At 54.4% G+C, this 12,322-nt stretch carries 10 protein-coding genes; 9 read left to right on the forward strand and 1 reads right to left on the reverse strand.

The annotated features are described in order from the left end of the window. Nucleotides 1–4: 4 nt before the first annotated feature. The 5 genes from argB to argH are packed head-to-tail and all read left to right on the forward strand — an operon-like array spanning nucleotide 5 to nucleotide 5,749. Nucleotides 5–784, forward strand: coding sequence for an acetylglutamate kinase (gene argB, locus A8990_RS13490; protein ID WP_116189565.1), 780 nt, complete (start codon nucleotides 5–7; stop codon nucleotides 782–784). 29 nt (nucleotides 785–813) lie between these two features. Then, on the forward strand, nucleotides 814–2,022 hold the full coding sequence (locus A8990_RS13495; protein WP_245996006.1) for an acetylornithine transaminase: 1,209 nt from the start codon (nucleotides 814–816) through the stop codon (nucleotides 2,020–2,022). A 37-nt stretch (nucleotides 2,023–2,059) separates the two neighbouring features. Further along, nucleotides 2,060–3,016 carry an ornithine carbamoyltransferase gene (gene argF / locus A8990_RS13500; RefSeq protein WP_116189566.1) on the forward strand — a complete coding sequence of 319 codons (957 nt, stop codon included), beginning with the start codon at nucleotides 2,060–2,062 and terminating at the stop codon, nucleotides 3,014–3,016. Nucleotides 3,017–3,064: 48 nt separating this feature from the next. After that, nucleotides 3,065–4,303: an argininosuccinate synthase gene (locus tag A8990_RS13505; RefSeq protein WP_116189567.1), complete on the forward strand. Its 1,239-nt coding sequence runs from the start codon at nucleotides 3,065–3,067 to the stop codon at nucleotides 4,301–4,303. 30 nt (nucleotides 4,304–4,333) lie between these two features. Beyond that, nucleotides 4,334–5,749 carry an argininosuccinate lyase gene (gene argH, locus A8990_RS13510; RefSeq protein ID WP_116189568.1) on the forward strand — a complete coding sequence of 472 codons (1,416 nt, stop codon included), beginning with the start codon at nucleotides 4,334–4,336 and terminating at the stop codon, nucleotides 5,747–5,749. A 392-nt stretch (nucleotides 5,750–6,141) separates the two neighbouring features. Here the strand turns inward: argH and A8990_RS13515 are convergent, their stop codons facing one another. Beyond that, on the reverse strand, nucleotides 6,142–7,656 hold the full coding sequence (locus A8990_RS13515) for a VanW family protein (protein ID WP_181909571.1): 1,515 nt from the start codon (nucleotides 7,654–7,656) through the stop codon (nucleotides 6,142–6,144). A gap of 235 nt (nucleotides 7,657–7,891) precedes the next feature. On the opposite strand from A8990_RS13515, the gene ftsE reads away from it, so the two are divergent. The 4 genes from ftsE to A8990_RS13535 all read left to right on the forward strand — a co-directional run bounded on the left by ftsE (nucleotide 7,892) and on the right by A8990_RS13535 (nucleotide 12,295). Continuing rightward, a complete protein-coding gene (gene ftsE, locus A8990_RS13520) occupies nucleotides 7,892–8,578 on the forward strand; it encodes a cell division ATP-binding protein FtsE (protein WP_181909572.1) in 687 nt (228 codons plus the stop codon). Continuing rightward, nucleotides 8,568–9,485 carry a permease-like cell division protein FtsX gene (gene ftsX / locus A8990_RS13525; protein ID WP_116189571.1) on the forward strand — a complete coding sequence of 306 codons (918 nt, stop codon included), beginning with the start codon at nucleotides 8,568–8,570 and terminating at the stop codon, nucleotides 9,483–9,485. Before ftsE ends, ftsX begins: the two co-directional genes overlap by 11 nt. Before the next feature lie 12 nt (nucleotides 9,486–9,497). Further along, complete coding sequence (locus A8990_RS13530) at nucleotides 9,498–10,682, forward strand: murein hydrolase activator EnvC family protein (protein ID WP_342772836.1); 1,185 nt, start codon at nucleotides 9,498–9,500, stop codon at nucleotides 10,680–10,682. Nucleotides 10,683–10,825: 143 nt separating this feature from the next. After that, complete coding sequence (locus A8990_RS13535) at nucleotides 10,826–12,295, forward strand: S41 family peptidase (RefSeq protein ID WP_116189572.1); 1,470 nt, start codon at nucleotides 10,826–10,828, stop codon at nucleotides 12,293–12,295. The last annotated feature ends 27 nt before the right edge of the window (nucleotides 12,296–12,322 follow it).

The raw sequence follows: 12,322 nt of genomic DNA on the forward strand, positions 1-12,322 counted from the left end.
AACGATGGAACAACGGTTTGTTATGAAATGCGGAGGCAGCACCTTAGCGGCGCTGCCGGCTTCATTCTTCGAGGATTTGCGAGATCTGCAAGAGCGCGGCGTGAAGGCGGTTATCGTACACGGCGGCGGTCCTGCGATCTCTGAGACGCTCGGCAAGCTCGGCATCCCGAGCGAGTTCGTGAACGGGCTTCGCAAGACGACGGGCGAAGTGCTCGATGTCGTGGAGATGGTGCTCGCCGGGCGCATCAACAAAGAGATCGTGCGGCGCATTCAGCAGAGCGGCGCGAAGTCGCTTGGCCTGTCCGGCGTAGACGGCGAGCTCATCAAGGCACAGCCGGTCGCGAACGCGGATGAGATCGGCTTCGTCGGCGATGTGACGGACGTGAACGCCGAGATCATCGAAGGCGTGATGGGCATGGGCTACATCCCCGTCATCGCACCGATCGGCATTGACGCTGCAGGCCAGCGTTACAACATCAACGCAGATACGGCGGCAGGTGCTGTTGCATCGCATCTCGGCGTAGAGCGAATGATCGTTGTGACCGACGTGCCGGGCATTATGAACGGCCAGAAGCAAGTGCTGCCGACCGTTACCGTGGAAGAGATCGAAGCGATGATCGTAAGCGGCGAAATCTACGGCGGCATGATTCCGAAGGTGCGTGCAGCGATTGCCTGCATCCACGGCCGTGTGAAGGAAGTCGTAATCGTGAATGGCGATGTCCCTGGCGTACTGAGCAAAGCAGTGCTCGAAGGCGGCATCGGCACACGAATTGTGCAAGCATAAATTCTATTAATTATTAGTGGGGTGAACGAATGATGAGCGATATGAACAAAGTGGCAGAAACAGCAAGCAGCTCTCTTTTTCCAACGTATGCAAGATACCCGATCGCGCTCGTGAAGGGCGAGGGCAGCTGGTTGTGGGATGATCAAGGCAATAAGTATCTGGACTTCATGTGCGGTCTTGCCGTCACGAACCTGGGCCATGCGCCGAAGCAAGTGAAGGAAGCGCTCGTGAAGCAGCTTGATGAGCTGTGGCATGTATCCAACCTGTTCCACATTCCGAATCAGGAGGCGGCGGCGAAGCTGCTGACGGATAACAGCCATGCAGACGCGGTGTTCTTCTGCAGCACTGGCGCGGAAGCGAATGAAGCGGCAATCAAGCTGGCCCGCCGTTACCATCAGAAGGTGAAGGGGAACGGTCGCAATGAAATCATCACGTTCGCCCAATCGTTCCATGGACGTACGCTTGCGACGCTGACTGCAACAGGCCAGGAGAAGGTAAAAGAAGGCTTCGGCCCGCTGCCGGAAGGTTTCAAATACATTCCGCTGCATGACTACGATGCGCTTGAAGCGGCGATTACCGACAAGACGGCGGCAATCATGATTGAGATGATCCAAGCCGAAGGCGGCGTCATCCCGGTAGAGCCTGAATTCGTGCAGCACCTGGCGAAGGTTTGCAAGGAGCGCGGCTTGCTCCTCATCGTCGATGAAATTCAAACAGGCATGGGCCGTACGGGCAAGCTGTTCGGTTTCCAGCACTACGGTATTGAACCGGATATTTTCACATTGGCAAAAGGGCTCGGAAGCGGCTTCCCGGTTGGCGCGATGCTCGCAAAAGGCGAGCTGGCTGAAGCGTTCAACGCAGGCAGCCACGGCTCGACGTTTGGCGGAACCCCGATTGCTACAGCTGTCGTGAAAGCGACGATTGAAACGCTGCTCGAAGAGAAAGCGGCAGAACGCGCAGCAGAGACGGGCGAATATCTGATGAACCAGCTGCGTGAGAAGCTTGCAGGCAACCCGTTCGTGCAAGAGATTCGCGGCAAAGGACTTATGGTCGGCATCGTGTGCGGCGGTCCGGTTGCGCACATCATTGCAGAAGGTCAGAAACGCGGCTTGCTCGTTGTATCTGCAGGACCGAATGTGGTGCGTCTGCTGCCTAGCCTGCTCATTTCACGTGAGGAAGTGGACCTTGGAGTAAGCATTTTAACTTCGATTTTTGCGGATCAAACGGCTCCGGTTTAGATAGCTGACAGCTGTAGAAGAAAGGGAGAACGAACATATGTCTAATCTGTTAACGGAAGAAATAGCGGTCAGCCTGAAAGGCCGCGACTTTATTGGGCTCGCGGATTACTCGCCTGCCGAGGTGCGCTACCTGATTGATCTGGCGATTGATATGAAGCGCAAGCAGAAATCCGGCGAAGTGTTTCAGCCGCTGAAGGGCAAGACGCTCGGGATGATTTTCGAGAAATCGTCGACGCGTACTCGCGTATCCTTCGAGGTGGGTATGTACCAGCTCGGCGGGCATGCATTGTTCTTGAGCCGCAACGATCTCCAAATCGGCCGCGGCGAGCCGATCTCGGATACGGCACAGGTGATGTCCCGCTATGTGGACGGCATTATGATCCGCACGTTTGCGCATCGCACCGTGATTGAGCTTGCGCGCGCTGCGACGATTCCGGTCATTAACGGCCTTACAGACCTGTCTCACCCTTGTCAGGCGTTGTGCGACTACCAGACGGTGCTTGAGCATAAGGGTCGCCTGGAAGGGCTGAAGGTCGCTTACGTTGGCGATGGCAACAATATGGTTCACTCCTTGATGATGGGCGCTGCCAAGCTCGGCATGCACATCTCGGTGGCGACGCCGGAAGGCTACGAGCCGGACGCGGAGATCATTCGTCAGGCGAAGGAGAATGCAGCCGAGACAGGTTCGCGCATCCACGTTTGTTCTGATCCGAAGGAAGCCGTTGCCGATGCGGATGTTGTGTACACGGATGTTTGGGCGAGCATGGGCTTTGAAGCGGAGCAGAAGGAACGTGAGCTTGCTTTTGCCAACTACCAGATCAATGAGGAGCTTATGCGTTACGCGAAGAACGACTATTTGTTCATGCACTGTCTGCCTGCACACCGCGGCGAAGAAGTGAGCGAAGGCGTCATCGACGGCAAGCACTCGATAATCTTTGATCAGGCGGAGAACCGTCTGCACGCACAGAAAGCAATTATGGCTGCCATTATGTAATGGCGTTAAACATAACTGAAATTATAAATAAGGAGCGTTAACGAACTCATGGCGAAGGAAAAAATCGTTCTGGCATACTCGGGCGGTCTGGACACGTCCGTTATTTTGAAATGGCTGAAGGAAACGTATGATGCGGAGATTATCGCATTTACGGCAGATATCGGACAGAAGGATGAGCTTGACGGTTTGGAAGCAAAAGCACTGGCAACAGGCGCTTCCAAAGTATACATCGATGACTTGCGCGATGAGTTCGCACAAGACTTTATTTATCCGATGTTCCAATCCGGCGCGCTGTACGAGGGTCAATACCTGCTCGGCACGTCGATCGCGCGTCCGCTGATCGCGAAGCGCATGGTTGATATCGCACGCGCTGAAGGCGCTACGGCGATTGCACACGGTGCGACCGGTAAAGGCAATGACCAAGTGCGTTTCGAGCTGACGGCTGCTGCATTGGCACCGGATATCGCGGTTATCGCGCCTTGGCGTATTGAAGAGTTCCGCGAGCAGTTCCCAGGACGTGCTGAGATGATTGCTTATGCAGAGAAGCACAACATTCCCGTTCAAGCGTCGGCAGCGAAGCCGTACTCGATGGACCGCAACCTGCTGCACATCAGCTTCGAGAGCGGCATGCTGGAAGATCCTTGGTTCGATCCGAGCAGCGACGAGAACAAAGGCATGTTCGTTCTGTCCGTATCCCCTGAGGATGCACCGGACCAATCCGAATACGTCGAGCTGACGTTTGAAGCGGGTAACTGTACTGCGGTGAACGGCAAAGCATTGAGCCCGCTCGAAGTAATGGAGAAGCTGAACGAGCTTGGCGGCAAGCACGGTATCGGCCGCGTCGATATGGTCGAGAACCGTTTTGTCGGCATGAAGAGCCGCGGCGTGTACGAAACACCAGGCGGTACAATCTTGTTCACAGCGCATCGCAAAATGGAGTCCCTCACCATGGACCGCGACGTTATGCACCTGCGTGATTCGCTCATTTCGAAATATGCGTCGCTCGTATACAACGGCTTCTGGTTCGCGCCTGAGCGCCTTGCCCTGCAAGCGCTGGTTTTGGAAAGCCAGAAGAACGTCACAGGCGTTGTACGTCTGAAGCTGTACAAAGGCAATGTGATCGGCGCTGGCGTGAAGAGCCCAGTTAGCTTGTACAACCCGGACATTGCAACGATGGAAGCTGATCCGTCCAAAGCGTACGATCAAGGCGATGCAACCGGCTTTATCCGCCTGAACGCGCTGCGTTTGAAAGTATCCTCCGGCGTGGAGCAAAGCAAGAAGCAATAAGTAGAGCGAGAATAAAGGAGTGCACCTACTGTGAGTAAATTGTGGGGCGGCCGGTTTACGAAGAAGACCGACCAACTGGTAGAAGAATATACGGCATCGATTATGTTTGATAAAGAGCTTGCTGAAGAAGATATTCAAGGCAGTTTGGCGCATGTCACAATGCTCGGCAAGCAGGGCATTCTGCCTCTTGATGACGTGGAGAAAATCAAGGACGGCTTGCACCGCGTTCTGCAGCGCATCGGCCGCGGCGACATTGAATTCTCCATCTCCGATGAAGATATTCATATGAACATCGAAAAGACGCTGATCGACGATATTGGTCCGGTCGGCGGCAAGCTGCACACAGGCCGCAGCCGGAACGACCAAGTTGCGACGGATATGCACTTGTACCTGCGCAAGCGGGTTGTCGAGTTCATTGATCTTCTGCAGAAGCTGCAAGCAGCGCTTGTGGAGCAGGCCAAAGCCAACGTCGACACGATCCTGCCGGGTTATACGCATCTGCAGCGAGCGCAGCCGATTCTGTTCGCGCACCATATGATGGCGTATGTGTCCATGTTCGGCCGTGACATCGAGCGTCTGCAGGACAGCTACAAGCGCGTGAACACGCTGCCGCTCGGCGCGGGCGCGCTCGCGGGAACGACGTTCCCGATCGACCGCCATTTTGTCGCGAGCCAGTTGAAGTTCGACCGCGTGTACGAGAACAGCCTGGATGCAGTCAGCGACCGCGACTTCATCTTGGAGTTCCTGTCGCATGCGTCGATCATCATGATGCATCTGTCGCGTCTGAGCGAAGAGTTCATCCTATGGTCGAGCACCGAGTTTCACTTCGTCGAGCTCGACGATGCATTCTGCACAGGCAGCAGCATCATGCCGCAGAAGAAGAACCCGGACGTGCCGGAGCTTGTCCGCGGCAAGACGGGCCGTGTGTACGGCAACCTCGTCGGCTTGCTGACTGTACTGAAGTCGCTGCCGCTTGCGTACAACAAGGACATGCAGGAAGACAAGGAAGGCATGTTCGATACGGTTAAGACGCTGCAAGGCGCGCTGCAATTGTTCGCACCGATGGTTGCGACGATGAAGGTGAACAAGGACCGGATGCGTCAAGCGGTCAACCAGGATTTCTCCAATGCGACCGACATTGCGGACTTCCTCGTTGGCAAAGGCATGCCTTTCCGCCAAGCGCACGAAGTCATCGGCAAGACAGTGCTGTACTGCATCCAGCAGGGCAAGTACTTGCTCGATCTGTCGCTTGAAGAGTTCAAACAATTTTCGTCGTTGTTTGACGATCGCATCTACGCCGTGCTGCAGCCGGAGCAGGTTGTTAATGCCCGCAACGTCTACGGCGGCACTGCGAAGCCGCAAGTGACGGAAGCGATCTCGCGCGCGGAAGTGGAGCTAGCTGCGACAGCGGCTTGGGTAACGGAGTACGCGGAGCGCAGCCGCTAATAGGTTGAAATAGTGAAGCCCGTTCGAGTACCGCCAGTTTGGCGATGCTTGAACGGGCTTTTTTTGCGATTTCGGCGAAAGAGAGGTACCCAGTACCCCACATGAGTCAGAAGTTTGCGATCGCAGCTAGGCTGTCTCCCGCACATGCTATCTATATTGGAAAATCGAATTTAAAAGGGAGCTGTAGAGCGAGTTATCAGCCTATATTAGACGAAAAGGGCCGGTTATGTGAAAAAATGAGTGGATATATTCAACATAGCTCGAAAAATCGGCCAATTCCGCCCGAAATGAATGGATTTATCCAAAATAGCCACTAAGCAGGCAGAAGAGAAGGGAGGGGAAGGTAGAGGAACGGAGGCGTCCTTTTAGAGGCCTCAACCCTACCCGCCAAATTACTGCCCAACTCCATCCTCCAGCAGCGGCTTCTCTTTGCCAAGCCGGCTGCCATGCAGCTTCGCTTGCTCCGGCGACACTGCATAAATAGCCGGCTGCGCCTTGTAAACATCCCGCGAAATCAGCTCGCGGGACGCTTGCTTGCCGCCGACCTTCTTGATGCGGTACGTCTCGACGACATAGCCGGGCTTGCCCTCGGCTACGAGTTGGCGCTCGCCGCGCGAAAGGCCGGCTCTCGCGATTTCCTTCATCGGCGGCACAACGGTGCCGATCGTCTTCGACTCGATCGAGTAAGACACGCCCTTTGGCAGCGTGCCGAACAGCTTTACCGTCAGCTTGCGGCCCTGCACGACAGTGCGGATGAGCAGATGCTTCCCGGTCGTGTTCTTGAAGCGGAAGTTGATCGCATCGTCGGCGAAGGTGGCATCTCGCCCTAAAGGCAAGTAAGCGACAGGCAGCGAGTGGTTGCGACGCTCAACCATATCAAGCCCTACCAGCAGCGCAGCGTTATAGAGCGTGCTCGACACCTGACAGATGCCGCCGCCGATGCCAGGGACGAACTCGCCGTTCAGAATGACTGGTGCCTGGCGATAGCCATACTGCTTGCTCGTCTCCTTGATAACGGTGCTATAATCGAAAACCTCGCCAGGCGCGAGGTCCCAGTCGTTTAACGTCCGCGCGGTCATCGTCACGTTATAGGCTCGCCCTACACCGCTTGTCGCGAATTCCGTCGAGAAGGAGACGAGCATCCGGTCGACGCCCTCGGCTTTTAACCGATCAAGCGTCACGGCGGGATGCACAGCCTTCAACAGGATCGGCCAGCTCATCGGCTTAATCCCCGCTTTTTCGCCGGCCTCCCAACTATCGCCCAACGCTTTCTGAACACCTGCAACAGCCGTCGCAAACATTTTATCCGTATCCAGCCTGAACGCATCTTTTTGCGGCCAATAGACGACCTCATCCCGCGAATTAATCGTTCGCTTGGCGTTGACGGGCTGACCCGTGTTCAGATAGCCCCACTGGCTCAATACGCGCTTCGCAAACTGCGCCCGATCGAAGACGATCGTGATCTCCAGCCGCTTCGGAAACGCCCATCGATAACGGGCGCGTTCCCAGACGCTGCCCTTCTTCAATCCTTCGACCACCTGTTTAGCTCCTGTGATGTTTACCGAAAGCCCCAGTTCCGCTAACGTCCACGACCGTTTCCCGCCGCTCTTCACTTTGCTGCCGTCGATAGTCACTGCGAGCTGCTCCAATGCTTGTTTGCGGGAGACAAGCAGCTGCAGCGCCTCCTCATCACGCATCCCGCCAATTGCGAGCGCGGCATCGCTCTTCATCAACACCTGCTGCTTCGAAAGTCCTGCACCTGAGCCGTCTTTGGCCAGCACAATGCTCACCTGCTTCGGCATCGTCTTCTGCGACGCATACGTCCATACCAGACCAACGCCAACAGAGAGCAGCAGAAGGAATGCCGCCGCAATAATCCATTTCAGATGCAGCCGTGATCGTTTCATACGAGTCATCACCTCGGACAAGGGTTCTTAGATCTATATGCGCCGTGGAACTGGTTATTGCCTACAATTTGTCCACGTTCGAACTTTTGTCGAATAATATTTCGTTTCATCGCACGGTCCGCCACCAATTTGCATCATGAGAAATATGAAAAATGCAGAAAACGGTACTTTGGTAGAGGAATTGCTGAAATCATGTCGAATAGTAATAAGCTGACTACCTACAGGATGTGATATTGTGATTGAACTGCAAGACATTTGGAAGACGTACGCAGATGGATCGCACGCGCTTCGCGGCGTTTCCGTTCGCATAGACCGCAATGAATTTGTATATTTGGTCGGGCCTTCCGGAGCCGGAAAATCGACATTCATGAAACTCATCTACCGTGAAGAAATTCCGACTAAGGGTCAAATTTCCGTAAACGGGTTTAATATCGGCAAGCTGAAACCTCGCAAAATTCCATATGTCCGCCGCAACATCGGCGTTATTTTCCAAGATTACAGACTGCTTCCGAAGCTGACGGTCTACGAGAATATCGCCTTCGCGATGGAAGTTATCGAAGCACCGCACCGTGTCATCAAGAAACGGACGATGGAAGTGCTCGAGCTCGTTGGCTTGCGCGGCAAGCATAACAGCTTGCCTCAGCAGCTATCCGGCGGTGAGCAGCAGCGTGTCGCGATTGCACGGGCAATTGTGAATAACCCGGCTGTTATCGTCGCGGACGAGCCGACGGGTAACCTCGACCCTGAAACATCATGGGGCATTATGAACTTGCTCGAAGAAATTAATTTCCGCGGTACCACCATCATCATGGCTACACATAACAAAGAGATCGTGAATACGCTCCGCAAACGTGTCATCGCCATCGAGAACGGAATCATTGTGCGCGATGAAATGAGAGGAGAGTACGGTTATGAAAGTTAGCACCGTGGTCCGTCACCTGCGGGAAGGGCTTAAGAATGTGGTGCGCAACGGATGGATGACGTTTGCTTCGGTCAGCTCGATTGTCATTTCCCTCTTTATCCTCGGCGTGTTCTTGCTTCTTGCGATGAACGTCAACAACTTGGCCAGCCAGATTGAGAGCCAGGTCGAAATTCGGGTGTACCTGCAGCTGAACACCGATCAAGCGAAGATTAATGAACTTAAAAATGCGATCGGCAACATTCCGGAAGTGAAGAGCGTCGAGTTCGTCTCCAAGGATCAAGGGCTTGAGCTGCTTCGCAAGAGCATTGGGGCCGACGGCTCCGAGCTGCTTGAAGGCTATGATTCCACGAACAACCCGCTGCCGGACTCGTTCACGGTGGAAGTTTTCGAGCCGCAGAAGATCGCCTATGCAGCGAAGCAGATTGATGCCATTAGCAAAGCGGACGAGACAAAGCCGATTACGAGCGTCAAATACGGCAAAGGCACTGTTGAGACGCTGTTCAAGATTACGAACGCTGTCCGCAATATCGGTCTCGTTATTGTAGCGGGCCTTGGCATTACCGCGATGTTCCTCATCTCGAACACGATCAAGATGACGATTCTCGCAAGACGCCGTGAAATCGGCATTATGAAGCTGGTCGGCGCGACGAACAACTTTATCCGCTGGCCGTTCTTTATCGAAGGCGCACTTATTGGCTTAATGGGTTCCGGGTTCACGATTGCATTACTATTGTTTGGCTATTCCCGCCTCGTAGAGGTGTCCCAGTTCGAGCTTGGACTTATGATGATTAAGCTCGTGACCTTGAAGGAAGCCGGCTTCTTCGTTTCCGTGCTCATTCTTGGCCTGGGTACGCTGCTCGGCATATGGGGCAGTACGTTGTCAGTGCGCAAATACTTGAAAGTGTAGGTGACGGTGAGCGTGAACGCAAGCGTGAAGAAGGGACTAGTCGTCCTCGTTGTTGTACTATTCGCCGGCTATATTTTTCAACCCTATCAAGGCGAAGCTGCATCACAGCTCGACAAGATCAACCAAGAACTTGCGCAAGTTCGTAAAGAAATGAGCGCGGCAACTCATAACCGCAATCAGGCGGACAAAAACAAAGATTACGTGCTCTCGATGAAAGATAAGACGGCCAAGTCGGTCAACGAGATATTGCAGCAAATTAACGATGTGAGCACGCAGCTCAATAATGTGCAGACGCAGATCGATACGACGGAAGCGAACTTGCAGAAGGCCGGAACGGATTTGGAGGCGGCTGAGAAGCGTCTCAATACGCGCGATAAACTGCTCAAGTCGCGGATTCGTCTCATGTATACGAACGGCATGGTTTCGTATTTGGACGTGCTGCTCAGTGCGACGAGCTTCGGCGATTTCCTCGACCGGCTGGACTCGCTGAAATCGATTTTGAGCCAGGACCAGGATATTCTGGAAAATCACAAGAAAGACAAAGCGACGATCGAGGTTAAGAAGAAGGAAATCGAGAAATCGCTGGGTGATGTGAAGGACATGTACGGCAAGCTGGCGGATTACCATGCTCTCTTGAAGGATAAAGAGAGCGAGAAGGAAGTTATGGTACAGAAGTACAGCGAGCAGGCGGAAGAGCTCGAAGAGATCAGCGATGATCAGGAAGAGATGCTCATTAAGCTGGCGAAGAAGATTTCCGACCTTGAAGAGCAGAAGCGCAAAATCAAAGTCTACTATACAGGCGGTAAGCTGGGCATGCCGCTGCATACGACTTGGCATCTGTCCTCGCCATTCGGCTACCGGATTCACCCGATTTCGGGCAAAAGAAAGCTGCACACCGGTATGGATATGGCGGCGCCAAAAGGCACGTCGATCTACGCGGCGGAGTCAGGTGTCGTAATCACCGCACGGTGGATGGGCGAGTACGGCAACTGCGTCATTATCAATCACGGCGGCGGATTGTGGACCGTGTACGGTCATATTCGCAACGGCGGCATTATGGTCGAGGAAGGCCAAACGGTTAAGCGCGGCCAGAAGATCGCCGAGGTTGGAAGCACGGGCAATTCGACAGGCAACCACTTGCACTTCGAGGTGCGCAAGAACGAGGAAGCGGTCAATCCGGCACCTTTCTTGAAATAAATAATGAATGCGAGTCTAGGCGATTAGGCTCTATTCAATAGACAATGCCGTACCCGATGCAAATAATTGGGTACGGCTTGTCGTATACTAGGGAAGTTCCGCTCATATGATGAGCTTGGTGCTAGGCAGAAAGGGGTGTTCATGTGCAGTTCAAAGGACGGACAGTGGCGGCGTTTATCTTGCTCACGATGGCAGCTTCTGTGCTTGTAACCTTGACGGTTGCGGACCGATTCATCGCGATCGAGAGCAGCGGTACAGCGGGTGCGGCTTCAGCCGATTCGTCCGTGAGAAACGATGGATTAACCGCGAAGGAGCTCCTGAAGTTAAACACGGTGCTCAGCTTAATTGAAAGCAAATATTTTCGCGAAGTGGATCGGACGAAGGTGCTCGACGGCGCTGTGAACGGAATGATGGAGGCGCTTGGCGATCCCTATTCGGTTTATATGCAGAAGGAAGTGGCACGGCACTTCTCGGAGTCGATCGAAGGGTCGTTTACCGGCATTGGGGCTGGTGTACAGCTGAAGGATGGCAAAATCACGGTGGAATCCGCGATTAAGGGATCCCCGGCAGAGCGGGCAGGCGTACTGCCAAACGATGTGCTCCTGAAGGTGAACGGGGAGTCGCTCTCCGGCGTATCGCTGAACGATGCGGTATCGAAGATTCGCGGGCCGAAGGGGACGAAGGTGAAGCTCGTGATCGAGCGGGCAGGGCATTCGCAGCCGCTGCAGCTGACAATTGTGCGGGACGATATCGATTATGAGACGGTCTATGCGCATCTGCGCGACGATGGCGTCGGCGTCATTGAGATTCGCCAATTCTCGCTGAATACGGGCGATCGGTTCGCGGAAGAATTGGCCAAGCTTGAGCAGCAGCATATGAAGGCGCTCGTTATCGATGTGCGCGGCAACCCTGGCGGCGTACTGCCAATCGTCGTATCGGTCGCGCAGCCGTTCGTACCGAAAGGCGAGCCGATCGTACAAGTTGAAGATAAGACCGGCCATCGCGAGAAGACGTTGTCGCTTGGGACAGGCAAGAGCTATCCCGTTGCGGTGCTGATGAACAAAGGCAGCGCAAGCGCATCGGAAGTGCTCGCGGGCGCGCTGAAGGAAGAAGCGCATGCGGTGCTTGTTGGCGAGAAGTCCTTCGGCAAAGGGACGGTTCAAGTGAGCTATGACAAGGCGCTTGCAGACGGCAGTCTGGTCAAGATGACGATTGCGAAGTGGCTGACTCCGCTTGGCAATTGGGTGCATGAGAAAGGGCTGACGCCGGACGTCGAGGTGCTTCCGCCGGACTATTACACGGTCGCGCGTCTCGATAAGACGAAGACACTCGCGCCGGATACGATCGACGACAATACGAAGAGTCTGCAAATCATGCTTTCGGGACTCGGGTACAAGACCGATCGCAAAGACGGTTATTACAGCAAGGTGACGGAGCAGAGTGTTGAGGCTTTCCAGAAGAAAGCGGGTCTCCCTGTTACCGGATTCACCGATAAATCGACGGCGGAGAAGCTGGAGCAACAGCTTGTTCAGAAAATCCGTGATGAAGCGACCGATACGCAGCTTCAGAAAGCGGTCAGCGTATTGAAGCAGAAGCTCGGCACATCCAAATAAAGGGTTTGCAGGAGATTGCGGCATCGA

This window comes from Paenibacillus taihuensis, assembly GCF_003386535.1.
Classification (GTDB): Bacteria; Bacillota; Bacilli; order Paenibacillales; family Paenibacillaceae; genus Paenibacillus_Z; species Paenibacillus_Z taihuensis.